The following is a 25,693-nucleotide window of genomic DNA, read 5'->3' as shown; positions in this document are numbered from 1 at the left end:
GTGCCCCGTGGCACGGCGCCGATGCGCTCGCGCCCGTCGCCGGCGTCGCCGCGAGCGGACCGCACGAGCCGGCCGCGCGCCCGCCCACCGCAGACCCCGCGCCGCGGCCGGTGCCGCGACCGGGAGGGTTCACGGCTCACGGGAACTTTCCCGGTCGCGGCACTACCGCTCCTCCAGCAGGCCCAGTTCGGCCCAGATCGTCTTGCCCTCGGTGGTGTGCCGGCTGCCCCAGCGCTGAGTGAGCTGGGCGACCAGCAGCAGCCCCCGGCCGCCCTCGTCCCAGGTCTTCGCCCGGCGCAGGTGCGGTGCGGTGTGGCTGGTGTCGGACACCTCGCAGATCAGCGTCGACGCGTCGTGGATGAGGCGCAGCCGGATGGGCTGTGCCCCGTACCGGATGGCGTTGGTGACCAGCTCGCTCACCACGAGTTCGGCGGTGAAGGACGTCCCCAGCAGGTGCCAGGTCTCCAGCTGGTCCACCACCTGCTTGCGGATCGGGGCGACCAGCGAGGGGTCGGCCGGGATGTCCCAGGTGGCCACCTGGGAGGCGGGCAGGCCCTGGGTACGGGCCAGCAGCAGGGCCACGTCGTCGGCGGCGCCGCCCGCCGGCAGCAGCGCGCGCAGGATCCGGTCGCAGGCCTCCTCCAGGAGGCCCGCGCCGCCCGCGAGCGCGTCGCACAGCCGGCGGAACCCCGCGTCCGCGTCCCCCTCACCGGCCTCGATCAGGCCGTCCGTGTAGAAGGCCAGCACACTGCCCTCGGGAACGTGCAGCTCGGTGTTCTCGAAGGGCAGCCCGCCCATGCCCAGTGGGGGACCGGCCGGTACCGTCACCCGGTGGGGCCGACCGCCCGGCGGGAGCAGGACGGGCGGGGCGTGACCGGCGCGGGCGACGGTGAAACGCCGCGACACGGGGTCGTACACGGCGTACAGGCACGTGGCGCCCACCTCCCCGGGGCTGCCCTGGTCGCCGGCCTCCTCCGACAGCCGTACCACCAGGTCGTCGAGGTGGGTGAGCAGTTCGTCGGGGGCCAGGTCGATGTCGGCGAGGGTGCGCACGGCCGTGCGCAGGCGCCCCATCGTCGCCGAGGCCTGCACACCCTCACCGACGACGTCCCCGACCACCATGGCGACGCGCATCCCCGACAGTGGGATCACGTCGAACCAGTCGCCGCCCACGCCGGAGCGCGTCGCCGGAAGGTAGCGGGACGCCGCCTGCACGGCCGCGGTGCGCGGCAGGCCGTGCGGCAGCAGGCTGCGCTGGAGGGCCAGGGCCGTGTCGCGCTCGCGGGAGTAACGGCGTGCGTTGTCGATGCACACGGCGGCCCGTGCGGTCACCTCCTGGGCCAGCAGCATGTCGTCCGGGGTGAACGGATCCGGTCGCCGGAACCGGGTGAGGACCGCCACCCCGAGGGTGGTGCCGCGGGCCCGGATCGGCACGGACATCGTGGTGTGGACGCCGTGCTCCTGCGCCCGGGCGACGCGCTCCGGGTCCCAGGCCAGCCACGGTTGCAGGGTGCCCGCGGCGGCCGAGGCGATGATGCTGCGGCCCTGGACGAGCGAGTCGGCCTGCGGGGACCCCATCGGGTAGTCCTGCACGTCACCGGGCTTGGCCGCGGCCTCGGGCGTACCCGGGGTCACCGACCGGTGGGCGACGCGGCGCAGCCCGATGGGCGCGACGAGCGCTGCCGGGGGTTCGACGGACGGGCCGGTAACGTCCAGCAGGTCGACGCTGACGAGGTCGGCGAGCGCGGGTACGCAGACATCGGCCAGCTCCTGAGCCGTACGGGTGACGTCGAGGGTCGTGCCGATGCGCACGCTGGCCTCGTTGACCAGCTGGAGCCGCTCGCGGGCCAGATGGTGCTCGGTGAAGTCGTGCGCCGCCAGGCTCACACCCCGCACCCGGCCCTCTGCGTCCCGCACCGGTGCCATCCGGGCCAGCCAGGCGTGCGCCCGGGGCTCGCCGCCGGCCCGTGCATACACCTCCACGTCCTGCGGCACGCCGGTGTCCAGGACCTCGCGCAGATGCCGCTGCATCTCCTCGCTCTGCGGTGTCCCGCCGATCTCGGCCGGGGTCAGCCCCCGCAGGCGGTCCCCGGGCAGCCCGGCCACCGCGGCCATGGCGTCGTTCATCCGCCGCAGCCGCAGGCGGTCGTCGTACACGGCGACGGCGCAGGGCGACTGCATCAGTCCCGCCACGGCCAGCGGGTCGTCGGGGTCGTCGGGGTCGCCCGGGTCCAGCGGCGTGACGACCAGCCAGTGGCCCGGGCGGTCGTCCTGAGCGGCGACGTGGTGGGCGAGCAGCCACACCGACACGGTGTGCCCGTCGCGGTGGCGCAGCGCCAGCGTTCCGTTCCAGCGCGGACCCGCGGGGGCGGGGCCCGGCGGCACCAAGGACACCAGCCGCGCGGCGGGTCGTCCCACGACGTCGTCCGCGGTCCAGCCGAGCAGGCGTCGGGCGCCGGCGCTCCAGCCGGTCAGTGTGCCGTTCTCGGCGATCACAGCCCGTGCCGTCGCGGCGTCGTCGAACGGGTCGTCCGGGCTCATCGGCGCCACTCCATCGCGCACACTCACAGTGAACAGATGTTGCACGTGGGCTCCAGAGTAGTGCGTCCGCGTGCCGCACGGACGGGAACCCGGGCTCGTGCCGGACCGGCCGGGGCACACCGGGGCACGACAGGCCCGCTGGTCGGGACCGCAGACGACCCCGGGGAAGGTGCGGTGGGGCCGACCGGGTGGGCCCGGACCCGCCGGGCCCGCCGCCGCCCTCGGCCGGTCGCGCTCCGCCGGCAGGGGGGAGGGCCGGAGGCCGTGGACGCCGGACCCCGCACGCGGTCCGGCGTCGGGACGGCCCGCCGTCCGGGAGGGTGATCCCCGGCCGGCCGCTCCCGCATGGGGCCACCGCCCGCCGGTACCGTTGCCGCGCCTTGCTGACCTGCTGGTATTTACTGGTAAGTACCCGCACGGTACCGTGAGGACATGCCAGCTCTGAATGTGGAGTTCAGTGATCGTGAACTGGAGGACCTCCGGGCGATCGCCAAGGAGCGCGGTACGTCGATGAAGGCGCTGGTGCGGGAGGCCGCCGCCGCCGACATCGCCCGCCACCGCGCGCTCCAGGAGGGTGCGGAGGCCTTCCGCCAGTTCTTCGCCTCGCACGCCGACGAGTTCGCCGCCGCCTTCCCCGACGACGAGCCGTCTCCCCAGGGCGCGGGGCGGGTCGGCTGACCGATGCCACCCGTCCTCCACATCGACGTCCCCTGGCTGCTCCAGCGCCACGAGGAAGTGCTGCCGGAACAGCCCACCATCAACGACTTCTCCGCCCTCGTCGCCGCCGTGGCCAGACACCGGGTCGACCCGCCCCGCCTCGGAGTGGACTCCGACCCCGCCTGGCGCGCCGCCGCGCTCCTGCACACCCTCGCCCTGCTCAAGCCGCTTCCCTCGGCCAACGCCCGTTTCGCCTGTGCCACGGCCGTGGCCTACATGTACGTCAGCGGGGCCGGCATCGACCCGCCCTACGGGGCACTCGTCGACCTCGCCCGCGATCTGATGTCCGGCAAGGCGGACGTCTACGGTGCCGCGGACCGGCTGCGGTCCTGGCAGATCTGACACCGGGGCGCGGGGGCGGTCCCTCCGGTCCGGCACCGGGGCGCGGGGAGAGCCTCCTCCGGGCCGCCGGCCGAGGGCGGGAGGAACAGGGCCGGCGGCCGTTTCGCGCAGGAGTGCCGCCGTCCTGCGCGGGGCCTCCGAGGAAGGGCCGGTTCCAGTGCACTGCGCCCCGCCCGGTGCCGGGAGCGTGCGCGTCGCCCCGGTGTGTGCGCGTGATTCACACGGGGCGCATGAAGAAGCGAATGCCCGTGCGACCGGTGAGAGTTGGCGCGGCTTTCTGACTTTCTTTCAATGGGCCGGAAGTTGCCCGGGCGTCTTGTTGTGTACGAGTGGGGTGTGCGACGCTGCGCATTCGCCTCGCACCCGCGCCAAAAGGTACGCACCAAAAGGAAACAGCCCGTGCCAACCCCCCACTTGCCCCGCCCCGTGTATCCGCCTCCGGGTGGAGGCCCGGAGGAATCCGACGAGTCGCTCGCCGTCCGGATGCGCGGCGGAACCGACGACGAGGTGGCCCAGTCCACGGCCCTGCTCGTCGCGCGTCATTGGCGGCCCGTGCACACCTATGCCGTCATCTGCCTCGCCTCCTCGGCGGACGTCGCCGCCATGGCCACCGCCGCCGCCTTCCACCAGGTCTTCGACCGCCTCACGCTGGGCGAGAGCGGTGCCGCACTGCGTCCCCGCCTGCTGGTGGCCGTGCGTGACATCGTGCGCCGATGGGCCGCCGCCGACCGAATGACCGAAGTGCTGCCGCAGTTGCTCAAACCCGCCGGCGGGCGGGGTATGCGTGCCGCCAAGTACATGACATCCGAAAATCGGCAGTTGACCGAAGAGGCATTCACGGTCCTTCCCGCTCACTTCCAGTGCCTGTTGTGGCATACCGAGGTCGAAGGTGAACCCATATCGGTCCCAGCCGCGTTGCTGGGCCTGGATGCCGTCTCCGCCGGATCACTCCTCGAACAGGCGCGGGAAAAACTCCGCGAAGGCTGCGTCACTGCCCACAGGGAACGCGCGCCCAGCAAGGACTGCCGTTTCTACAACCGCCTTCTCGACGTCCCCATCCGTCGAGGCAAGGCCCTGCTGCCCGACGTGCAGGAGCATCTGGACCAGTGTCGTTACTGCCGGGCCGCGGCCGAGCAACTGGGTCGTTTCGACGGCCGGTTGGGGGAACTGCTCGCGGAGGCGGTGCTCGGCTGGGGCGCCCGCCGTTACCTCGACTCCCGGCCGGGGCGGGCCCGGCCGCAGTCCACCCGGCGGGGCGCCGCCCGGCACCGGGGCGGCTCCCCGGACGGCACGCGCCGCCGACTGCTGGACCGCATCCCGGCACCCGGCCGCCGCACCCCCAGTGCGCCGCGCGTCCTGCTCACCGGTGTCGGCCTCGCCTCCGCCGGAGTGCTCACCAGCCTGCTCGTCGCCGGTGTGTGGACGGGCCAGGGCACCGGTGCCGACCCGGCGGCCTCCACCACCGTCACCGGCGGCAACGGCGGCGAGGGAACCCTGGCCCCGCCCGTCTCGACGCCGCCTCCCGCCTCCCGGCAGACCCGGCTGCGCAACGCCGCAGCCGACCTGTGCCTCGACGTCCGCGGGCGGGCCGCGGCGGGCGCGGCGACGCAACTGGCGGTGTGCTCGTCGGCGTCGACCCAGCAGTGGTCGTACGAGAGCGACGGACTGCTGCGGAGTGCGGCCGATCCGCAGCTGTGCCTCGACTCGCACGCCGACGCCGGGGTCGTCATCCTCGGCCGGTGCGCCGACCAGGCCGACCCGCGCGCCGACGACATCCGCTACGACCGCACCGCGCGGGGTGAGTTCCTGCCCCGCTGGGACCGCGCGCTCGCACTCGCCGCCACCACCGGTGACGCCGGCGCCGACATCGTCGTCAGGGTCCGCGACGGCTCCACCGCGCAGACCTGGCCGACCGACGCGCCGGCAGGTTCCTCGTAGTCGGCCGGGCCGGTCAGGCCGGCTCCTCGGCGAGGTCGGACGCGCCGAGGCCGGCCGGGCCGGAGTGCCCGGACAGCGCCAGGGTCAGGTCGAACTCGGCGAGCAGGCACCGGATGACGTGATCGACACCGGCCTGCCCGTCCAGACCCAGCCCGTACGCGTACGGCCGCCCCAGCAGGACCGCCCGTGCGCCGAGGGCGAGCGCCTTGAAGACGTCGGCGCCGGTGCGGATCCCGCTGTCGAACAGCACCGTGAGCCGGTCGCCGACCGCCCGCGCCACCTGCGGCAGGGCGTCGGCCGCGGCGATCGCCCCGGCCACCTGCCGGCCGCCGTGGTTGGACACCACCACCCCGTCCATCCCGGCGTCGGCGGCGCGCCGGGCGTCGTCCGGATGCAGGATGCCCTTCAGGACGATCGGCCCGTCCCAGTGCTCCCGCAGGAACGCCAGGTCCGGCCAGGTCTTGGCAGGGTCGGCGAACATGCCGACGAAGTGCATGACGGCCGCGTTCGGGTCCTCGTCCACGGGCTTGGCCAGGCCTGCCCGGAAAGCCGGGTCGGTGAAGTAGTTGGCGGTGCCCACCCCGTGCAGGAACGGCAGGTAGGCCTGGTCCAGGTCGCGCGGACGCCAGGACAGCAGCGGCGTGTCGAGCGTGACGACGAGGACGGAGTAGCCGCTCGCCCGCGCCCGGCCGAGGAAGCTGCGGGCCACCTCCGGATCCTTGGGCCAGTACAGCTGGAACCAGCGTTCGGCATCCCCCGTCGCCTCCGCCACCTGCTCCATGGGGGTGCTGGAGGCGGAGGAGAGGATGTACGGCACACCGCGCGCGGCGGCGGCCCGGGCCGCCGCGCCCTCCGCCTCCGGATGCATGATCGACAGCACGCCGACCGGCGCCAGCGCCAGTGGCGCCGGCAGCCGACGACCCAGCACCTCCACCGACAGATCCCTCTCGTGCACGTCCCGCAACATGCGTGGCACGATCCGGCGGCGGTCCAGCGCGGCCCGGTTGGCGCGGGCCGTGCTGCCGTCACCCGCGCTGCCCGCCACGTAGCCGAACGGGCCCGGGCCCAGCCGCTGCTCGGTGACCTCCTCCAGCCGCGTCAGGTCGGTGGGCAGCCGGGGTACGGCACCCGTCGTCCCGTTCAGATAGATCTCGTACTGGAAGTCCGCCCAGTGCCCGGCCATGCGCCGTACCGCCTCTCGCCGTCGAGTCCGCGCTGCACCCGCACCATACCGACCGGTTGGGCCGGATGGCCGGGATCGGGACGCCAGGACGCCGAGGGTGCCGGAGCCCGTCAGGTCGTGCGGACGCCGGGGGCCGCCCGCGCCCCTGCCCGTCACCCGTCACCTGACCTCGGGCAGGGGCCGGCCGGGCCCGGCACGCACGGCGGTTGCCGGTCTCGCCGGGTGGGCGTGGCGGCTGCGCCGCCGTCCCCTCCCGGCCGGGGCGCCCCCCCCGGGAGGCGTCGTCGGGTGCAGCCGGCCGCGCCGGGCGCCGCTCACGGGCGCGGCCCCGGCTCCGGCCGACCGCCCTGCGTCACTCCTCGCCGGTCGGTGTGTCCGGCGACGCGGTGTCCGGTCCCTGCGCCCGCACCCGCTGCACGTGCTCCAGCGACTCCCGCAGTTCGGTCAGCCAGTCGTCGGTGTGGCGCTGCACCAGCCGGACGCACCAGGCCAGGGCGTCGCTGCGGCTGCGTGCCACGCCGCCGGCGATCAGGGTGTCCAGCACCTGGCGCTCCGGCTGCCGCAGCCGGGTCATCACGGGCGCCGCCACATGCGTGAACAACGCCCGTTCACCGTCGCACTCCACTCCCCAGGAGACCTTGCGGCCGAAGCGGTGCTCGGCGTCCCGCGCCACCGCGATGCGGGCCTCGCGGGTCCGCTCGCGGAACTCCTGCACCCGGCCCTCGACCGCCGCAGCGCGCTCGGCCGCGGTGGCCTGCGCCCGCAGGCGCGGCCCGGTGATGCGGCCGACCACGGTGATCTCCTCGCGGTCGACCGTGACCTCGGTCAGTTCTTCGAACAGGTCGTCCGGCAGCCGGCCCGTGAACCAGCCGCGCAGCTTCTCACGTTGCTCTGCCGTAATCATGTAATGACGATTACTCCGTTCGAACATGAACACAAGGGGCTGCACAGGAGTCCGCCGAGAGCGGAAGCGGAATGTTTCCGGACGATTAACGAGCACGTGCAATCCGGCCATGCGGCCGGTCTCGCATCCCCCCAGAGGCCTGGTTCCGGGGTCGACGCGTTCGAATTCCGTGACTTCACGCCACTGATTCAATACGCAAGGTTACTGAAACCCATGGGGTCGATGTGTGTTTCGACGGAGGACTCGGCAGACTCGCGCTCGCCGCCGCGGCACCCACCGGGCCGCGGTCGGCGCCCCCGACAACTGAGCGGAAGGATGCACACAATGCGTTACACCGCGCGCTGGGCAGCGACCCTCGGCCTCGCGGCCACAGCCGCCTGCTGGCCCCTCGCCCAGGCCGCCCTGGCCGCGCCCGCCTCCCTCTACGCCCCGTCCGCCCTGGTGCTCACCGTCGGCCACGGCCAGCGGGCCGCGGACGTCAACCCGGAGCGCGCGGTGACGCTGTCCTGCGCGCCGACGTCGACCGGCACCCATCCCGTCCCCGCCATGGCCTGCGCCGAACTGCGCGCCGCGGACGGAGACCTCGGGGCTCTGGAGACCCGGGACGACGTGATGTGCACCAAGGAGTACAACCCCGTCGTCGTCACCGTCGAGGGCGTCTGGCAGGGCCAGCGCGTCGCCTACGAGCGCACCTTCGCCAACGAGTGCGTGAAGAACGCCTACGGAAACAGCGTCTTCGCGTTCTGAGACCGGGGTCGTGCGGTTCCCGTGACCTTTGCGAGGCTTGCAGATGGGGAGTGCGAGCCCATTTCACGGGAGCCGGGCGATCTCGCACCGGGGGTCGGCCGGGCGGAGTGGGGCCGCCCGTCCGACCCCCGGAATCATTTGTCCCGCCCGACAGGGCGAGAGGCGGGCCGACCGGCCCGCCCGGGCCCGCCTCTGTCGAACGGCCGGTCGGCGAGCAGCGCGTGGATCGCCACCCGCAGCCGTCCACCGCGCCCCCGGCCGGCGGCGCCGCACTGCGCGGGGGCCGCGGGCCGGAACCGCGGAAGGACTCCGCGGACCCCGGATCGGCCCGCTGGGCCGCCCGGGAATCGCGAGCGCGGCGTCCCGTACACCGGCCACCGAAGCGGCCGGCCGCGGCGATGTCCCTCCCCGCCCGCCGCGACCATCGCCAAGGCCCGTCGGCCCCGACGCGGGCGCAGCCCCTCGACGGCCCGCCGGGGACGGGGACCGCGCCCCCGGATGACGCGGCGCGAAGCCTCCCGGTCCGGTGCGGCACGGCACGAGTGCCGACCTTCGGGCCGATGCCCCGGAAGACCGATGCGTCATCGACCCGGCTCGCGGTACGCACCCACGACCGGCTGATGCGACTCGACGATTCCCCTGCTCCGCTCCGCAGCGGCGCCATCGACATCGGCAACCAAGGGGTCGGCTCCGCAAATCCTTCGGGGGTCGACTGCGGAACCTGTGTCGTGTGTCGTGCGGGGTCAGATGCCGGGGGCGGTGAGGTAGAGGCCGCCGGCGCGGTCGAGGGCGTGTTCAGAGGTGCCGGCGAAGCCGCTGGTGGGCAGGATGGCGTCTTGGTACTCAATGCTGCTCGCGAGGTGGAGGGCGAGGCCCCAGGTACCGGCGGACCTGCCGTGGCGCGGACGCATCTGTTCGCCGTCGTTCGATCGAGGCGTTCGACAGCGAACCCGGTCGTTCAGGCTTCCTCGTCAGCGAACCTGGTCGCTCTTCGGCCCGATGCCTTTGACCCTGGTCGGAGTTCCGTCCGGGGCGAACGAGTGGTGGAAGGTGAAGGCGTGCGGCGCGGAGCCGCGGCCGTGGAGGTGTTCCAGCCTGGAAACCCCGTCCTGCCAGGTGGGTATCACGCCGTCGGAGACCCACCAGAACACGTGACTCGGGTGTCCTGTCCTCTCGAACCAGTCGTGACGCCTGTTCAGCGCCTCACGGTGCAGACCGGTGTAGATGGCGTCGAAGGCGGGGCGCAGGTCGGTCCAGAGCGAGAGGGTCGTGGCCAGGGCGGTGGTTTCCACCGTATGGCCCTTGCCGTACCAGTTCGGTACGGCGAACTCGCCCCATGCACCCCAGTGCAGTTCGAAGTGTGTGCCCCGGTCGCCGTCTGCCGCTTCAGCATGAGCGAGGTGTCCGGGGTGCTGGCTGATCTTCCGGTAGATGGCCTCGCCGCTGTCGTGGAGTTCGCGCGTGAGAGGCGCGGGATCGGCGAGAGGTGACTTCAGGACGCCGAATGTGTACAGCGCAAGATGGGGCATGCGTCTCTCCCTGATGGGGGGTGCCTGGGTGGATCCGCGGGTGGCTCAGCCCGCAGGAACTCTTGTGCGACCGTGGGCGATCGCCGAAGACCAGGTGAAGGTAGCCGCCCCTGCGGGCCATGTCGAAGTTGCGTCTTCCCTGTCCAGGTGGCCTCTTGCACCGGTCATCGCGGGAGCTGGGCGGACCCGCCACGGCGCGGTCCCGCACCGCCCCGCGGGCGCGCTGGGAGCCCGGGCGGCGTCCGGCGTCCGGCGGGACGTGTGGCCTGCTCTCCGGCAACCGCCGCGGACGACCGTGCCGCGTCGGGCCGGCAGTCCGCGCACACGGCATGTTGCGGGCACGGCAGCTGTGCAGATCCCTGACCGGCGGTGACCCCGTTGGGCAATCGCTGTGCAGATTTCCTGAAGCCGGGATTCCGGCCGGCTGTCCGAACCCGGTGCGATCGATCAGGAACGTGCCGTTCGCCGCGAGGTCCTGTACGGCGATCGGGGGGGGGCGACCGGACCCGGCGCTCCGGCCGCCTCCGTACGGGCCCAGGACGGCGGGACCCTGCCGCGGTCTCCGGCCGGCGGCCACCGCGGACCGCCGGCGACGACGCGGGGGAGTGCGGCGGGCTCACCTCGCGGTGCGGTCGGAGGCGCCGAGTCCCCGCCGCCGTGCGGGCCGTGACCGGCAGGGCCATGCGGATCCGGCCCGCACGGGGTGGCCGGGCTCGGCGGCTCAGCCCAGCAGGGCGTAGACCGTGGTCGCGTGCGCCGCGAGGTCACCCGACGCCTCGTCCGTGAGCGTGATGTCGGCGAACGCCGTCCGCCGGCCCAACTTCGTCAGGACCGCCTGGATCAGGACATCCGAACCCGTCACCGCGCGCTGGAACGACGTGGACTGCTGAACGGTCGTCATCGGCACGAAGGCGCCCCGCGCCGCGCTGACGGCGATCACGGTCGCCGTGTCCGCGGCGGCCATCAGAGCCTGCCCCGACAGCGCCCCGCCCTCCCGTGCCAGTCGGTCCGACCAGGGAAGACGCAGCAACGCCCGTTCGGAGCCCACGGCTTGCACGGACAGCCCCAGATCGAGCACCCAGGGGGCGAAGTTGTCGGCGAGGATCCTGTCGGCTTCAGCAGTGGTCATCGTCATATGGGGGATTGTTCCCCGGGGTTGGCCGCGACGCTCGCTTCCTGGCCGAATCGGCGTCCCGGCCGGTCGTCCGCCGGACCGAGGTGAACGCCCCGACCGGCCCGTGCGTACCTCCAGCCATCCAGGCGCCGCCGAACACCGGCTGCCGGCCGGCAGTACGGACCGCGTTCCGCAGGAGGTAGAGAAGTTGAGTCACAAGCGAATTCCGAAGCGCAAAGCCGCGATGGCGGTGGGCGGTGCGGCGGCACTCGGTGCGGCGGCGATCCTGCTGCCCAACGCCCACGCCTCCCAGGACGGCGGCTCCGCCGCCTCCACCGCGCCCAGGACGCTGAAGTCCGCAGACGCCTCGGACCTCGCCGGACAACTGGCGAATCTGCTCGGCGACACGTTCGCCGGCTCCTACTACGACGCCGTCCGGCAGCAACTCGTCGTCAACGTCGTGCCGGGCGACAACAACAACGTCGTCGTCCAGGCGCAGAAGGCGGGCGCGGCCGTCCGCGAGGTCGACAACAGCCTCGCCGAACTGAAGTCCGCGGCGCAGACCTTGCGGAGCAAGGCCACCATGCCGGGCACCGCCTGGGCCGTGGACCCGCGCACGGACAAGATTCTCGTCACCGCCGACAGCACCGTCACCGGCGAGAAGTGGAACAGACTCTCGTCGACCGTGCGGAGCCTCGGTTCGGACATGGCGACGCTGAAGAGGTCGGCGGGTACCTTCAAGACCTTCGTCTCCGGCGGCGACGCCGTCTTCGGCGGCGGCGCCCGCTGCTCGCTCGGCTTCAACGTCACCGCGTCCGACGGATCGCCCGCGTTTCTGACGGCGGGTCACTGCGGTGTCGCCGCCGAGCAGTGGTCCGACTCCGCCAACGGGCAGCCGGTCGCCACCGTCGATCAGGCGGTCTTCCCCGGAAACGGCGACTTCGCGCTGGTGAAGTACGACGATCCGGCCACCCAGGCGCCGAGCGAGGTGAACATCGGCGGTGGGCGGACGGTCGCGATCAGCCGGGCCGCCGACGCGACCGTCGGCCAGCAGGTCTTCCGGATGGGCAGCACCACCGGCCTGAACAACGGTCAGGTCCTCGGCCTCGACGCCACCGTCAACTACCCGGAGGGCACCGTCACCGGCCTCATCCAGACGAACGTGTGCGCCGAGCCCGGCGACAGTGGCGGCTCGCTGTTCACTCAGGACGGCCTGGCCGTCGGCCTGACTTCCGGCGGCAGCGGGGACTGCACCGCGGGCGGCGAGACGTTCTTCCAGCCGGTCACCACGGCCCTGCAGGCGACCGGCGCGACGCTCGGCGCCGGAGGCCAGGGTCAGAGCCAGGACCCGGGTGCGGGCCAGGGACAAGGCCAGGGCCAGGGACAAGGCCAGGGCCAGGGACAAGGCCAGAGCCAAGGCCAGAGCCAAGGCCAGAGCCAAGGCCAGGGCCAGGGGCGCAAGCAGGGACAGGGCGCGGGTCGGGCCGAGACCGGTGACCGGTCCGGCGCCGGAGCGGACGACGAGGGCGGTTCCGACCTGGTCGAGACCCGCTGACCAGGCCCCGGCGGTTCCGGCCGGCAGGGGAGCGGTCCGGCCTTCCGGCGGGAGGGCCGGACCCTCGACCCACGCGCCCCCACCCTCCCGGAACCCCCGGTGCCCCCTCACCCCCGCCCCTCCCGCACCCTCACAGCCCCCGCACCCCTCCAGTCCGCAGCGCGACGCCCCCGGCGACTCCCCCTCAGGCGTCGCGCTGCACTCCGTCGACCGCTCGGCACGCGGTCTGGGCCGCCGCGGGTGCCGCACCGAGTGGGCGAGCCGGTGCACCCGGGGCCCAGGGGCCTGTGCGTGCGCCCCACACCCCGCGACGACCGACCGCGCACGTGGAACGGCACCCGCGGCGGCCCAGACCGCCATCAGCGGCCCTGCGCGTGCGGTGCGGCCCTGTGTCCCCGACCGTCCCCGCCCCCTGTCGGACGCGTCGCGGACCTTCGGGCGTGCGAGGGCGGAGGCCGCGTCCCGCCGGTCCGAGGATCACCGCCGCGGTACGAGCCCCCGGCGGGACCACGGGCCGACGCCTCCCCGTGCCGGCCACGAGACCGGTGAGGGGAACCCCACGCGTCAGGACATGTTCGGGGCCTTTCGACCAGCCGCGCCCGGAGGAACCGCGCCGAACGCCCACAGGGGCTGCGCGGGCGTCCCATAAGCGCTGTAATACGGAGGTGGTGAGTGAGGGAGCAGGGGGGCGCAGAACGCGAGGGCTGCGCGCCGAGGCCGCTCTCGAAACGGTCATGGCCGATCCCGACTCACCCGAACGGGTGCATCGCGTGCTGGAACTCGCGCTTGTCTTCGCGGACGCGGCCCTGGTCGCCCTGTACGCCCCCGGCGAGGACGGCGAACTGCTGCGCCTGGTGGAGTCGGCAGGACTGCCCCGGACCCTGTACGGCTTGCCGGAGAGCTACTCCGTGTCCGGCCCCTCCCCGGCCGCCCGGGCGCACCGCGACACCCGCCCGGTGTGGCTCGGCCCCGGCGAGCAGGACGTGGGCCTGAGGTCCCATGCGGCGCAGGCGCAGGAGTTCTCGCTGGCCGTCCTGCCCGTACGCGCCGGCGACGGCTGCCTGCTCGCCGTGCGCGAGAGCCCGGGCGGCTTCGACGCCGACGAGCGCAGCTGCCTGGAGCTGATCGCCCGGTCCGTCGTCTGCCCCGCCGTCTCCGGGCCCGAGACCCGCGGGGAGCCGGACGCCGACGCCTTCACCCTCGCCATGGACAGCGGCCGGATCGACGTCGGCGACGACATCCTCCGGCTGTTCGGTCTACGTCGGGAGGAGTTCGACGGCAAGGTCGAGACGCTCCTTGCCCGCACGGTGCCCGAGGACCTCCCGTCGCTGATGTCCGTCGTCGAGGCCGACCACATGTCCCTGGGCGACCGCGAGCTGGAGTTCCGTGTCCTGCAGCCCGCCGGCCCGCCCCGATGGCTCCGGCTGCACGGCCGGCTGCTGCCCGGGGGCGGGCAGCGGCCCGCGCGCCTGGTGGGCAGCGTCGCCGACGCCTCCACCCTCCGCTCGGACGTCACCGACGTGGCCCGTGTGCAGCGCCTGGCCGCCGCCCTGTCCACGGCCGGTACCGTCCGCGACGTCAGCCAGGCCGTCGTGACGGCCCTGCGCCGCCCGCTGCGCGCCGACCGGATCGCGCTGGCCGAGCTGGAGGGCGACCGGCTCGTCGTCACCGTCCTCGACCCGCCCGAGCCCGAGGACTGGCCGGAGCTGTGGCGGATGGAGTGGCGTGCCGAGTGGCCCGACGCGCCCGTGCGTACGATGCCCACGCTCGCCGCCGCGCTGCGCGAGGGACGCGCCCAGATCTGGCCGGCCGGTACCGCCCTGGAGCCCGCCCTCGCCGAGGTCGGCCCCGGCGGTCTCGCCGTGCTGCCGCTGCCCGCCGACGGACGCATGGCCGGGGCCTGCCTCATCGGCTGGGACGCCCCGCACGACTTCGGCACCGACGAGCGCGCCCTGCTCACCGCCTCCGCCGGCCTCGCCGGTCAGGCCCTGATGCGGGCCCACGCCTTCGACGCCGAGCACGAACTCGTGACCATGCTCCAGCGCCAGCTCCTCCCGCGCCGCCTGCCGAAACTGCCCGGCGCCGTCGCCGTGGCCCGCTACCTGCCGGCCACGGCGGGCCTGGAGGTCGGCGGCGACTGGTACGACGTCATCCCGCTGCCCGAGAATCATGTCGCCCTCGTCATCGGCGACGTCCAGGGGCACAGCACCGCGGCCGCCACCCTCATGGGCCAGATGCGCACCGCGCTGCGGGCCTACGCCGCCGAGGGCCACCCGCCCGACGTGGTCGTCGCACACGCCAACCGCCTCCTGTCCGACCTGGAGACCGACCTCTTCGCCACCTGCTGCTACGTCGAGGTCGACATGGAGGAGGGCTCCGCCTGGTGCGTGCGGGCCGGGCATCCACCGCCGGTGCTGCGCCACCCCGACGGCCGCACCGAGATCGTCGAGACCGACGGGGGCCCGCCCCTGGGCGTGCTGCGGCAGGCCGAGTTCCCGCTGGGACCGCTGGACCTGCCCCCCGGTGCCGTCCTCGCGCTGACCACCGACGGACTGGTGGAGTCCGTCGAGGCCGACATCGACGAGGGCCTCGCCCGCTTCGCCGACCGCCTGGGCGCCGCCGACCCCGTCGACCTCGGCCAGGTCGCCGACGCCCTGCTCGACAGTGCCCAGCGCAACGACGACGTGGCCCTGCTCCTGCTGCGCTACGACGGCATGGCCTCCCGCCCGTTGCGCGAGAGCTGGACAGTGTGGCGGGTGCCGCAGGCCGTCGGTCAGGCCCGCCGCTTCACCCGGCGCACCCTGCGCACCTGGGGTGTGCCCGAGCAGGATCAGGACTCCGCCCTGCTGGTCGTCTCCGAGCTCGTCACCAACGGGCTCGTCCACACCGACGGGCGGGTCCGCCTCGACCTCACGCTGGTCAACCACCGGCTCCGCGTCGCCGTCACCGACACCTCCCCGCGCAGCCCCGTCAAGCCGACCAGCATCGGCTGGGAGGCCACCGGGGGCCGCGGCATCCTCCTGGTCGAGGCCGTGTCCGACACGTGGGGGACGGTGCCGGTCAGCGGCGGCAAGCAGGTGTGGAGCGAGCTCTTGCTGAGCGACTGAGCGACTGAGCCGCTGGCCAGGTGGGCCCGGTGCCCGCCCCGGCCAGGCACCAGGCCCCGGACACCGGCCCCCCGGCCGCCGACCACTGGCCCAGCCCAGTCCCGCCCGAGCCCGCGCTCCGGCGGTCCCCGCGGCAACAGTGGCCCCGGCAGAACCCGGGACCCCTCCGGCACCCCGTTTGAGCTGCCACGCCGGGGGATACCCGACGAGGGACGCCGACGCAGAAGGAAGATGAGACACCGTGATCCCGCAGGCCAAGGAATATCCCCGGACCCGCCGCCCCGAGACCGGCTGGGCCAGGGCCCGCCGGCTGCGCCGGCAGCAGGCACTGCGCACCTGGATGCCCGCCGTGGAGGGCCCCGGCGGTCCGCCCGCGGCGCCTTCCGGGACCGAGGGGAACATCGTGCGGGGCGAGGACTGACGCCGACGAAGCCGGCGCCCCCGCAGCCGGCGGGCCGCGGTGCCGACGTAGGCTCGGCGCATCATGCACCTGCTCGTCACCGGAGCCGCCGGCTTCGTCGGATCGACCTACGTCCGCTCCCTGCTCGCCCGAGAGCAGCCGCCGTACATCACCGTGCTGGACCGGCTCACCTACGCCGCAAGCCTCGACAACCTGCCGCCCGCTCATCCGCGGCTCCGGTTCGTGCAGGGTGACGTGTGCGACGCCGACCTGGTCGACAAGCTGATCGCCGAGGCGGACCAGGTGGTGCACTTCGCGGCCGAGTCCCACGTCGACCGCTCCATCGTGGGCGCGGCCGATTTCGTCCGTACCAACGTGCTCGGCACCCACACGCTGCTGGAGGCGGCCCTCCGCCACGGCACAGCGCCGTTCGTGCAGGTCTCCACCGACGAGGTCTACGGCTCCGTCGCGGCCGGCGCGTGCACCGAGGAGGCTCCGCTGCGGCCCTCCTCCCCGTACGCCGCCTCCAAGGCCTCCGCGGACCTGCTGGTCCTGGCCGCGCACCGAACCCACGGCCTGGACGTCCGCATCACGCGCTGCTCCAACAACTACGGCCCGTACCAGTTCCCCGAGAAGGTCGTGCCGCTGTTCGTCACCCACCTCCTCGACGGGCGCCCGGTGCCGCTCTACGGCGACGGCCGCAACGTCCGCGACTGGCTGCACGTGGAGGACCACTGCCACGGCGTCGAACTCGTGCGCACCCGGGGCCGTGCCGGCGAGATCTACAACATCGGTGGCGGAACCGAACTGGCCAACCGCGAGTTGACCGGGCTGCTGCTGGCGGCCTGCGGAGCCGGCCGGGACATGGTCGAGCACGTCACCGACCGCAAGGGCCACGACCTCCGCTACGCCGTCGACTGGACCAAGGCCCGCCGCGAGCTCGGCTACCGGCCGCGACGGGACTTCACGACCGGCCTCGCCGAGACCGTCGCCTGGTACCGGGACCACCGGTCGTGGTGGGAACCGCTGAAGGAACGCGTGGGCCCACTGCGCTGACGGGGCCGCCGGGATCTCCGCCACAGCACCGGTCGCCGGTGACGACGCCGGGTCCCCGGTGGCCGGCCCCGATCCCGCACGCCAATATCCCATCCGCACGGGCGACTGCGGGAGGAGGCCGCACCCGGCCGCGGCCCGGCCCGGCGGCACGAACCCTCTGTGCCCGCGCCCATGCCCCGCCGTACGCTGAGCCCGTGCGCCTCCTGCTGATGTCCGACACCCACCTGCCCCGGCGTGCGGCCGAACTGCCCGGTCCACTGCTGGCCGAACTCCCGCGTGCGGACGTCGTCTTCCACGCCGGTGACTGGGTCGACACCGCCACCCTCGACCTGCTCCGGGAACGGAGCAGCCGGCTCGTCGGCGTGTACGGCAACAACGACGGCCCGGACCTGCGTGCCCGGCTCCCGGAAGTGGCCCGCGCCGAGATCGGCGGTCTGCGTTTCGGCGCCGTGCACGAGACCGGCCCGGCCGCGGGCCGGGAGGCCCGCTGCGCAGCCCGCTTCCCCGACCTCGACGTGCTCGTGTTCGGCCACAGCCACATTCCCTGGGACACCACGGCCGAAGGCGGACTGCGGCTGCTCAACCCGGGATCCCCGACCGACCGCCGTCGGCAGCCGCACTGCACGTACATGACGGCGACGGTCGCCGACGGCCGGCTCACGGACGTCGTCCTGCACCGGCTGCCGCCCCGCTGAACGGCGCTGCAGCCCGCCGCCGCGCCGGAGCCCCCGCTCGCCTGCGGGTGCTCCGCGGGCGGCGGGGCCCGAGCGATGGGCAGCTCAGCACGCGAACAGGGCACCCCGGCGGGCTCCCGCTGCTCAGTGCCGCCTCCACCGCCGGAGCCGCAGCGCCGCCCACACCACCGCCGCGACGGCCGCCACCGCCACGGCCGCACGCTTGGCGATCGGGACACCGGCCGTGCGGAACAGGTCGAGCGGCTCGTCCGCAGCGGCCGGCGGGGACTGCTCCGCGATCGCGGCCGACGACGGCACCTCGCCTGCCGAGGCCCCCGGGGCGGTCTCGGCCGGCCCGGCGATGCGCTGGGCCAGGCAACTCGCGAACTGCGTCACCAGCCGTTCGCCGACCTCCGCCAGCACGCCGCGCCCGAACTGCGCCGGCCGCCCGGTCACCGTCAGATCGGTGCGCACCGAGACGGTGGTCGTCCCGTCGTCCTCGGCGAGCGTGGCGGTGACCCTGGCCCGCGCGGTGCCCTGCCCCCGGGTCTCCCGGCCGTTCGCGGCCAGCACCAGGCGGTGCGCCTGCTCGTCCTGCTCCTCGAAGACGGCGGTGCCCTTGTAGGTGACGGTGACCGGGCCCACCTTCACCTTCACCGAGCCGGTCACGGTCTTGCCGTCGAACTCCTCCACGCTCGCCCCCGGCAGGCACGGCGCCACCCGCTCGATGTCGAGGAGCGCCTGCCATGCGTCGTCGAGGGGCACCGGCACGGTGAACTCGTGGTGCAGTTCCATCTGTTCCTCCTCAGCTGATGTCGGTCGCGGGGTGGATGGCCCCCGCCGTGGCCGTCAGCGGTGCCCCACTGCCGCCCCAGCGCAGGGCGACGATCTCGGCGGCGACGGACACCGCCACCTCCTCGGGGGTACGGGCCCCCAGGTCCATGCCGAGCGGAGAGCGCAGCCGGGCCAGCTCGTGCCCGGTCAGCCCCGCCTCCACCAGCCGCTCCGTCCGGTCCTCGTGGGTACGGCGGCTGCCCATCGCCCCGATGTACGCCGCGGGCCGGCGCAGTGCCTCCTGCAGCAGGGGGACGTCGAACTTGGGATCGTGGGTCAGGACGCACACGACCGTGCGGTCGTCGGTCTCCGTGCCCTGCAGATAGCGGTGCGGCCAGTCCACGACGACCTCCACGCCCGGCGGGAACCGCTTCGGCGTGGCGAACACCGGGCGGGCGTCGCACACCGTGACCCGGTAGCCCAGGAAGTCGCCGATCCGGGCCACGGCGGCCGCGTAGTCGATCGCACCGAACACCAGCATCCGCGGTGGCGGGGCGAAGGAGTGCAGGAACACCGACACGGCGTCCTCCCGCCGCTCACCGTGCGGCCCGTAGTGCCGCACCCCAGTGGCGCCGAGGGCCAGCTCACCGCGCGCGTCGGCACTCACCGCCGCATCCAGGCCCGCCGATCCCAGTGTCCCCGACATCCGCTCGGGCCACACCGCGAGCGCCGCCCCGCGGGGTGCCGGGCCGTCGGTCACGGTCGCCACGGTCACCGGGTCGCCCGCGGCGACCGACTCCGCGACCGCGCCGAACCACGGATCCCGCTCCGGCGTCACCGGCCGCACCAGCACCGTGATCTCGCCGCCGCAGGTCAGCCCCACCGCGAACGCGTCCTCGTCGCTGTACCCGAACGTCTCCAGCCGGGCCTCGCCGCTCGCCACGACGTCCTGGGCCAGCTCGAACACCGCCCCCTCCACGCAGCCGCCGGACACACTGCCCACGACCTCGTCGTCCGGGCCCACCGCCATCGAGGCGCCCGGATCGCGCGGTGCGCTGCGGCTGCGCCCGACGACCGTGGCCAGGCCGAACGGCGCGCCCGCCGCATACCACTCGCCGAGCACCGGCAGAATCTCACGCACGCTCCGCTCCTCTCACCACCGCCGCCAGCTGTTCCAGCGCGGCCAGACTGTGCCCTTCCACGAACGCGTCCACACTGGGCAGTGCCGCCGCCATCCCGGCCGCCAGCGGCGCGTATCCGGGCCGCGCTTTCAGCGGATTGGCCCACACCACCCGGTGCGCCAGCCGGTGCAGCCGCCGCATCTGCGCCGCCAGCAACGCCGGATCACCCCGCTCCCAGCCGTCCGACAGCACCACCACCACCGCGCCCCGAGCCATGCCGCGCTGCCCCCAGCGGTCCAGGAACTCCCGCAGCAGCTCACCCAGCCGAGTACCCCCGCGCCAGTCCGGCACCGCCCGAGCGACCGCGGCCATCGCCACCTCGGGATCGCGGTGCGCCAGCTCCCGCGTGACCCGGGTCAGCCGGGTACCGACGGTGAACGCCTCCGCCCGCGCCCCCCGCACCGCCGCGTGGGCGAACCGCAGCAACGCGTCCGCGTACGGCGCCATCGAGCCGCTCACGTCCACGAGCAGCACCACCCGGCGTGGCCGCTCGGCGCGCGCGTGCCGGCGCGGCCGGATCGGCTCCCCGCCGTGCCGCAGCAGCTCCCGCACCGTGCGGTGCGCATCGACCGTGCCGCGGCGGGCCGGCCGCCGGCGGGCGGTGCGCCGGGCGGCACCGCGCAGCGCGAACGCCGCCAGCAGCCGGTGCAGCTGCTCCCGCTGCACCGGATCCAGACCGGCCACGTCCCGGTGCCGCAGCACCTCCACCGGGCTGGCCGCCGCCGCGGCGGGCGGCGCGTCGGGGGCGGCGTTCCCGCCGGTGTCCGGTGCGGCGCCGGCTCCCTCCCGGGCCACGAGCCGCAGCTGCCGCCGGGGAGCGGCCCGCTGCGCCGCCCGCGGCTCCGGGCCGGGGCCGAACCAGGCGGCGAAGACCCGCTCGTAGCGCTCCAGGTCGTCCCGCCCGCCGCACAGCGTCAGCCGGCCCGCCCAGTACACGTCCGCCCGCGCCTCGGCCCCGAGCACGTCCACCGCCCGCAGGAAGGCGTGCAGCCGCTCCGCGCTCGCGTCCACCCCGGCCGCGCGCAGCGCCCGGGCGAAGCCGACCAGCGAGGCGTCGGCGGCGAGCACGCCGCTCACCCTCCCCGCGCCGCGAGCACCGCCGCGAAGTCCATCCGCCGCGCCCGCTCCGCGTCCTCTCGGTATTTCAGCACCGAGCCCAGCGTCGCCACCGCCAGCTCGGCGTCCACCTCGCCGGCCCCCAGCGCGTCCAGGGCCCGCGCCCAGTCGAGGGTCTCCGCCACCCCGGGCGGCTTCAGCAGCTCCTGCCCACGCAGCGCTTGCACCAGCGCGGTCACCTGCTCCGCGAGCCGCACCGACACCTCGGGCAGCCGGCGCCGGACGATCGCCAGCTCGCGGGCGAAGTCGGGATGGTCGAACCAGTGGTACAGGCACCTGCGCTTCAGCGCGTCGTGCACCTCGCGGGTGCGGTTGGAGGTGAGCACCACCACCGGGGGCTGCTCGGCGCGCAAAGTCCCCAGCTCGGGAATGGTGACGGAGAACTCCGACAGCAGCTCCAGCAGGAACGCCTCGAACTCGTCGTCGGCCCGGTCGATCTCGTCGACCAGCAGCACCGACGGCTGCGTCTGGAGTGCTCTCAGCAGCGGCCGGGCGATCAGGAACCGCCGGTCGTACAGCTCCCCCTCCAGCCGTTCCACGTCGCGCACGCCCGCCGCCTCCGCGGCCCGCAGGTGCAGCAGCTGGCGCGGGAAGTCCCAGTCGTACAGGGCCTGCGAGGCGTCGATGCCCTCATGGCACTGCAACCGGATCAGCGGCGCGTCCAGCGCCTCGGCGAGGGCGGAGGCCAGCGCGGTCTTGCCGACGCCGGCGTCGCCCTCGCACAGCAGCGGCCGGCCCAGGCGCAGGACCAGGAAGCAGGCGACGGCCAGCCCGTCGTCGACGAGGTACCCCGTCTCCTCCAGACGGGCCCTCACCTGTTCCGGGTCGTCCATGCCGGCGATGTGCGCGATCGGACCTCACCCCATTCCGGCGGCGGCGAGCACGGCCCGCCGTGTCAGCACCCGGGCGAGGTGCTCCCGGTACTCCGGCGAGGCCGACGTGTCCCGGGTGGGGCGGGTGCCCTCCGCCGCAGCCTCGGCGGCCCGCGCCACGGCCTGCCCGTCCCCGGCACCGGCGAGCGCCGCCTCGGCCGCGGCGGCCCGCAGCGGGGTGGCGCCCATGTTGGTCAGGCCGATCCGGGCCTCGGCCACCCGGCCGTCGTCGCGCCGCACCAGGGCGGCCACCCCGACGACCGCCCAGGCCTGGGCGACCCGGTGGAACTTCTCGTAGTGGAAGCCCCAGCCCTCCGCCTTGGGGACGCGGATCTCGACGAGGAGTTCGTCCGGTGCGAGCGCCGACTGGAGGTAGTCCACGAAGAAGTCCCGCGCCGGGACGGTCCGCCGCCCGCCCGGACCTGCCGCGACCAGCTCGGCGTCCAGTGCCAGAGCCACCGCGGGCAGGTCGCCGGCCGGGTCGGCGTGCGCGAGGGACCCGCCGAGGGTGCCCCGGTGCCGCACCGCCGGGTCGGCGACGGTGGCGGTGGCGGCGGCCAGCAGCCCGGCGTACCGGCGGACGAGCGGGTCGCGGAGCACGTCGTGGTGCGTGGTCAGCGCGCCGATGACCAGCGTGTCGCCGTCCTCGCGCACCCCGCGCAGCTCCGCCACCCGGCCGACGTCCACGACCAGTTCCGGGAAGGCCAGCCGCAGCCTCAGCAGGGGCAGCAGGCTCTGCCCGCCGGCCAGGACCTTCGCCTCCTCACCCCCCTCGGCGAGGCCGCGCACCGCCTCCTCGACACTCGCCGGGCGGACGTAGTCGAACGTCGGGGGAATCATGAGCGCGCCTCCCTCACTGCCTGCCAGATCCGTTCGGGTGTACAGGGCATCCGGACGTCGCCGACGCCCAGGGGGCGCAGCGCGTCCACGACCGCGTTCACCACGGCCGGCGTCGAGGCGATGGTGCCCGCCTCACCGACGCCCTTGACGCCCAGTGGGTTGGAGGTGGCGGGTGTCTGCGTCCGGTCGGTGACGAAGTCGGGCAGGTCGGCCGCGGACGGCACCAGGTAGTCGGCCATGGTGCCGGAGACCAGGTTGCCCTCGTCGTCGTACACCGCCTCCTCGTACAGCGCCTGGGCGATGCCCTGGGCGAGGCCGCCGTGCACCTGCCCCTCGACGATCATCGGGTTGACCACCCGGCCGACGTCGTCGACGCACACGTAGGAGCGGATCCGGACCTGCCCGGTCTCGGTGTCGACCTCCACGGCGCACAGGTGGGTGCCGTGCGGGTAGGAGAACGTGTCCGGGTCGAGCAGGTGCTCGGCGTTGATGGTCGGTTCCAGGCCCTCGGGCAGGTCGTGCGAGGTGAACGTCGCGAACGCGACCTCCTGGATGGTTCTGCGGGCCTCGGGGGAGCCCTTGACCGAGAACACCCCGTCCGCGAAGTCCAGGTCCTGCTCGCTGGCCTCCAGCAGATGGGCGGCCACCTTGCGGGCCTTCTCCACCACCTTCACCGCCGCGTGGTGCACGGCGGACCCGCCGACGACCAGCGACCGGGAACCGTAGGTGTCCATGCCCTGCGGTGCCGCCCGGGTGTCGCCGTGCACGACCTCCACGTCCTCGAACGGGACCCCCAGCACGTCGGCGGCGATCTGGCTCCAGCTGGTGACGTGCCCCTGCCCGTGCGGGCTGGTCCCCGTGACCACCTCGACCTTGCCGGTCGGCAGCATGCGGATGCTCGCCGCCTCCCAGCCGCCGGCCGCGTACCGCAGGTCACGCAGCACTCTGCTGGGTGCCAGACCGCACATCTCCGTGTACGTCGACACGCCGATGCCGAGCCGGACGGCGTCCTGGCCCTCGGCGCGCTTGCGCTGCTCGGCGCGGAGCTCGTCGTACCCGAACAGGGCCAGCGCCCGGTCGGTGGCGGCCTCGTAGTGGCCGCTGTCGTAGGTCAGGCCGGCGACCGTCGTGTACGGGAACTCCTCGTGCCGGATCCAGTTGCGCCGCCGCAGCTCCATCGGGTCCACCCCGAGTTCGGCCGCCAGGTCGTCCATGATCCGTTCGATGGCGAACGTGGCCTCCGGGCGTCCGGCCCCGCGGTAGGCGTCGGTGGGGGTACGGGTGGTGAAGACGCCGGTGCAGGTGAACTCGTAGGAGTCCATCTTGTAGATCCCCGGGTACATGAAGGCGCCCAGGAGCGGGGTGCCCGGCGTGATGAGCATCAGGTAGGCGCCCATGTCGGCCAGCAGGTCGACCTTGAGGCCGAGGAGCCGCCCCTCGCGGGTCGCCGCGATCTCCACGTCCTGGATCATGCCGCGGCCCTGGTGGGTCGCCAGGTAGCCCTCGGAGCGGGACTCCGTCCACTTCACCGGCCGTCCCAGGCGGCGCGCGACGTCGAGGGCGACGGCCTCCTCGCCGTAGACCTGGAGTTTGGAGCCGAAGCCGCCGCCGACGTCGGGCGCGACGACCCGCAGCTTGTTCTCGGGGATGCCGGTCACGCCGGCCAGCAGCAACCGCGCGATGTGCGGGACCTGGGTGGAGGAGTACAGCGTGTACTCGCCGGACGCGGCGACCGGTGTGACGGCGACCGCGCGCGGTTCCATGGCGTTGGCGATGAGCCGCTGCTGGTGGTAGCGGCGCTTCAGCGTCACCTCGGCCCGCTCCCGTACCGCGTCGAACTCCTCGCCCGTCCGCAGCGGCCAGACGTAGCAGCGGTTGGTGCCCTTGTCGGCGTGGACCAGCGGGGCGTCCTCCGCGAGCGCGCCCTCCAGGTCCAGCACCGGGGGCAGCGGCTCGTAGTCGACCTCGATCGCCTCCAGCGCGTCGGCGGCGGCGTACCGGTCCCGGGCCACGACGACGGCCACCGGGTCGCCCGCGTACCGCACCTCGTCGGCGGCGACCGGCGGGTGCGCCGGCATCACGATGTCCTCGGTGACCGGCCACACGCAGGGCATCGACCCGAGTCCGTCCGCGAGGTCCGCCCCGGTGAACGCGGCGACCACGCCGGGACGCTGCAGGGCGGGCGCGACGTCGATCCGCTCGATGCGGGCGTGCGCCAGCGGGCTGCGCAGGAACGCCATGTACAGCAGGCCCCCGGCCTGGATGTTGTCGGTCCAGTTGGTCTGGCCGGTGATCAGGTGCGCGTCCTCCTTGCGGGGCCGGGCCCGGCCGACCTCGCGTTCCGTCGTCGACGTCATGCCGTGACCTCCTGCCCGGAGGCGGCCAGGACGGCCCGGACGATGTTCTGGTAGCCGGTGCAGCGGCAGAGGTTGCCCTCCAGGCCCTGCCGCACCTCCTCCGGCGTGGGACGCGGGTTGTCGCGCAGCAGGTCGCGCGCCGCCATGATCATGCCGGGGGTGCAGTAGCCGCACTGGAGCGCGTGGCGCTCGTGGAAGGCCCGCTGGAGCGCCGTCCACTCCCCGTCGCGGGCGAGTCCCTGGACGGTGGTCACCTCGCCGCCGTCCGCCTGGACGGCGAGCACGGCGCAGCTCTTGACGCTCTCGCCGTCGAGATCGACGGTGCAGGCACCGCAGTTGGAGGTGTCGCAGCCGACCGGGGTACCGGTCAGGCCGAGCCGGTCGCGCAGGTAGTGCACCAGCAGAAGGCGGGGCTCGACCTCGTCCTCGTACGTCGTGCCGTCCACCTTCACCGAGATGTGGGTCATGGGCCCTCCAGAGGGCATGCGGGCGGATGAGAGGAGCAGCCAGCAGCCGGGCGTGATGTTCGTCACCCCATGACCGCACTCTATGACCGCGCCGGGGTGGCGGCGAGTGCACGGCACGGATCGCTGGGCGACGAAGCGGCGGCCCGGCACCGGCGCGCCGGACCGTGCCCGGCCCCGGGCGGCGGCTGTACCGGGCACGGCCTGCGGGCCTGCCGACGGGCCCGCAGGTTCTGGGCCCGCCGGGCCGGGGCGACCGCGGAGCGCCCTGGCGCCGTCCCG

General features: G+C 74.2%; 22 protein-coding genes. 9 read left to right on the top strand and 13 right to left on the bottom strand.

From position 1 onward, the window contains the following. Nucleotides 1–162 precede the first annotated feature (162 nt). Nucleotides 163–2,541: a SpoIIE family protein phosphatase gene (locus tag JS756_RS00735; protein ID WP_205380895.1), complete on the bottom strand. Its 2,379-nt coding sequence runs from the start codon at nucleotides 2,539–2,541 to the stop codon at nucleotides 163–165. A gap of 432 nt (nucleotides 2,542–2,973) precedes the next feature. Between JS756_RS00735 and JS756_RS00730 the strand changes: the two genes are divergently transcribed. The 3 genes from JS756_RS00730 (at nucleotide 2,974) to JS756_RS00720 (ending at nucleotide 5,538) form a co-directional block, all read left to right on the top strand. Beyond that, on the top strand, nucleotides 2,974–3,219 hold the full coding sequence (locus tag JS756_RS00730; RefSeq protein WP_205380894.1) for a hypothetical protein: 246 nt from the start codon (nucleotides 2,974–2,976) through the stop codon (nucleotides 3,217–3,219). A gap of 3 nt (nucleotides 3,220–3,222) precedes the next feature. Continuing rightward, nucleotides 3,223–3,600 (top strand): toxin Doc, encoded by a 378-nt coding sequence (locus JS756_RS00725; protein WP_205380893.1) that lies wholly within the window; start codon nucleotides 3,223–3,225, stop codon nucleotides 3,598–3,600. Between the two features lie 399 nt (nucleotides 3,601–3,999). Further along, nucleotides 4,000–5,538, top strand: coding sequence for an RICIN domain-containing protein (locus JS756_RS00720; RefSeq protein ID WP_205380892.1), 1,539 nt, complete (start codon nucleotides 4,000–4,002; stop codon nucleotides 5,536–5,538). Between the two features lie 13 nt (nucleotides 5,539–5,551). Here JS756_RS00720 and JS756_RS00715 read toward each other — a convergent pair whose 3' ends face one another. Continuing rightward, nucleotides 5,552–6,721 (bottom strand): lactate 2-monooxygenase, encoded by a 1,170-nt coding sequence (locus tag JS756_RS00715; RefSeq protein ID WP_205380891.1) that lies wholly within the window; start codon nucleotides 6,719–6,721, stop codon nucleotides 5,552–5,554. Nucleotides 6,722–7,073: 352 nt separating this feature from the next. After that, nucleotides 7,074–7,625: an ATP-binding transcription factor AbmR gene (gene abmR, locus JS756_RS00710; protein ID WP_205380890.1), complete on the bottom strand. Its 552-nt coding sequence runs from the start codon at nucleotides 7,623–7,625 to the stop codon at nucleotides 7,074–7,076. Nucleotides 7,626–7,949: 324 nt separating this feature from the next. Between abmR and JS756_RS00705 the strand changes: the two genes are divergently transcribed. Next, nucleotides 7,950–8,372: a subtilase-type protease inhibitor gene (locus tag JS756_RS00705; protein WP_205380889.1), complete on the top strand. Its 423-nt coding sequence runs from the start codon at nucleotides 7,950–7,952 to the stop codon at nucleotides 8,370–8,372. Nucleotides 8,373–9,115: 743 nt separating this feature from the next. Here the strand turns inward: JS756_RS00705 and JS756_RS00700 are convergent. From JS756_RS00700 to JS756_RS00690, 3 genes are all read right to left on the bottom strand, one after another. Further along, nucleotides 9,116–9,283 (bottom strand): hypothetical protein, encoded by a 168-nt coding sequence (locus JS756_RS00700; protein WP_205380888.1) that lies wholly within the window; start codon nucleotides 9,281–9,283, stop codon nucleotides 9,116–9,118. A gap of 60 nt (nucleotides 9,284–9,343) precedes the next feature. Then, the gene (locus tag JS756_RS00695) at nucleotides 9,344–9,901 is read right to left on the bottom strand and encodes a DUF3291 domain-containing protein (RefSeq protein WP_205380887.1); all 558 of its coding nucleotides are present in this window, start codon (nucleotides 9,899–9,901) and stop codon (nucleotides 9,344–9,346) included. A gap of 721 nt (nucleotides 9,902–10,622) precedes the next feature. Beyond that, the gene (locus JS756_RS00690; protein WP_205380886.1) at nucleotides 10,623–11,036 is read right to left on the bottom strand and encodes a PaaI family thioesterase; all 414 of its coding nucleotides are present in this window, start codon (nucleotides 11,034–11,036) and stop codon (nucleotides 10,623–10,625) included. A gap of 187 nt (nucleotides 11,037–11,223) precedes the next feature. On the opposite strand from JS756_RS00690, the gene JS756_RS00685 reads away from it, so the two are divergent. The 5 genes from JS756_RS00685 (at nucleotide 11,224) to JS756_RS00665 (ending at nucleotide 17,828) form a co-directional block, all read left to right on the top strand. Continuing rightward, nucleotides 11,224–12,570, top strand: a complete 1,347-nt coding sequence (locus tag JS756_RS00685; RefSeq protein ID WP_205380885.1) for a S1 family peptidase — start codon at nucleotides 11,224–11,226, stop codon at nucleotides 12,568–12,570. A 665-nt stretch (nucleotides 12,571–13,235) separates the two neighbouring features. Next, entirely contained in the window at nucleotides 13,236–15,677 is a 2,442-nt protein-coding gene (locus tag JS756_RS00680) for a SpoIIE family protein phosphatase (RefSeq protein WP_307790167.1), read from the top strand. Between the two features lie 241 nt (nucleotides 15,678–15,918). Then, nucleotides 15,919–16,098, top strand: coding sequence for a hypothetical protein (locus JS756_RS00675; RefSeq protein WP_205380883.1), 180 nt, complete (start codon nucleotides 15,919–15,921; stop codon nucleotides 16,096–16,098). 63 nt (nucleotides 16,099–16,161) lie between these two features. Then, entirely contained in the window at nucleotides 16,162–17,133 is a 972-nt protein-coding gene (gene rfbB / locus JS756_RS00670; RefSeq protein ID WP_205380882.1) for a dTDP-glucose 4,6-dehydratase, read from the top strand. Between the two features lie 194 nt (nucleotides 17,134–17,327). Continuing rightward, complete coding sequence (locus JS756_RS00665) at nucleotides 17,328–17,828, top strand: metallophosphoesterase family protein (protein WP_205380881.1); 501 nt, start codon at nucleotides 17,328–17,330, stop codon at nucleotides 17,826–17,828. A 123-nt stretch (nucleotides 17,829–17,951) separates the two neighbouring features. Here JS756_RS00665 and JS756_RS00660 read toward each other — a convergent pair whose 3' ends face one another. Genes JS756_RS00660 through JS756_RS00630 form a run of 7 tightly spaced genes read right to left on the bottom strand, consistent with a single transcriptional unit; the run spans nucleotide 17,952 to nucleotide 25,414 of the window. Next, entirely contained in the window at nucleotides 17,952–18,602 is a 651-nt protein-coding gene (locus tag JS756_RS00660; RefSeq protein ID WP_205380880.1) for an SRPBCC family protein, read from the bottom strand. Nucleotides 18,603–18,612: 10 nt separating this feature from the next. Then, entirely contained in the window at nucleotides 18,613–19,722 is a 1,110-nt protein-coding gene (locus tag JS756_RS00655; protein WP_205380879.1) for an XdhC family protein, read from the bottom strand. Then, nucleotides 19,715–20,839 carry a vWA domain-containing protein gene (locus JS756_RS00650; protein WP_205380878.1) on the bottom strand — a complete coding sequence of 375 codons (1,125 nt, stop codon included), beginning with the start codon at nucleotides 20,837–20,839 and terminating at the stop codon, nucleotides 19,715–19,717. The genes JS756_RS00655 and JS756_RS00650 overlap by 8 nt, the downstream gene beginning before the upstream one ends. Beyond that, nucleotides 20,836–21,711 (bottom strand): AAA family ATPase, encoded by an 876-nt coding sequence (locus JS756_RS00645; RefSeq protein WP_205380877.1) that lies wholly within the window; start codon nucleotides 21,709–21,711, stop codon nucleotides 20,836–20,838. Before JS756_RS00645 ends, JS756_RS00650 begins: the two co-directional genes overlap by 4 nt. 24 nt (nucleotides 21,712–21,735) lie before the next feature. Further along, nucleotides 21,736–22,590: an FAD binding domain-containing protein gene (locus tag JS756_RS00640; RefSeq protein ID WP_205380876.1), complete on the bottom strand. Its 855-nt coding sequence runs from the start codon at nucleotides 22,588–22,590 to the stop codon at nucleotides 21,736–21,738. Continuing rightward, the gene (locus tag JS756_RS00635; protein WP_205380875.1) at nucleotides 22,587–24,947 is read right to left on the bottom strand and encodes a xanthine dehydrogenase family protein molybdopterin-binding subunit; all 2,361 of its coding nucleotides are present in this window, start codon (nucleotides 24,945–24,947) and stop codon (nucleotides 22,587–22,589) included. Before JS756_RS00635 ends, JS756_RS00640 begins: the two co-directional genes overlap by 4 nt. Further along, on the bottom strand, nucleotides 24,944–25,414 hold the full coding sequence (locus JS756_RS00630; RefSeq protein ID WP_205380874.1) for a (2Fe-2S)-binding protein: 471 nt from the start codon (nucleotides 25,412–25,414) through the stop codon (nucleotides 24,944–24,946). Before JS756_RS00630 ends, JS756_RS00635 begins: the two co-directional genes overlap by 4 nt. Between the last annotated feature and the right edge of the window lie 279 nt (nucleotides 25,415–25,693).

Origin of the sequence: Streptomyces actuosus, assembly GCF_016921115.1 — a bacterium.
Lineage (GTDB): Bacteria > Actinomycetota > Actinomycetes > Streptomycetales > Streptomycetaceae > Streptomyces > Streptomyces actuosus_A.
This window is presented reverse-complemented; position numbering and strand designations above follow the sequence as displayed.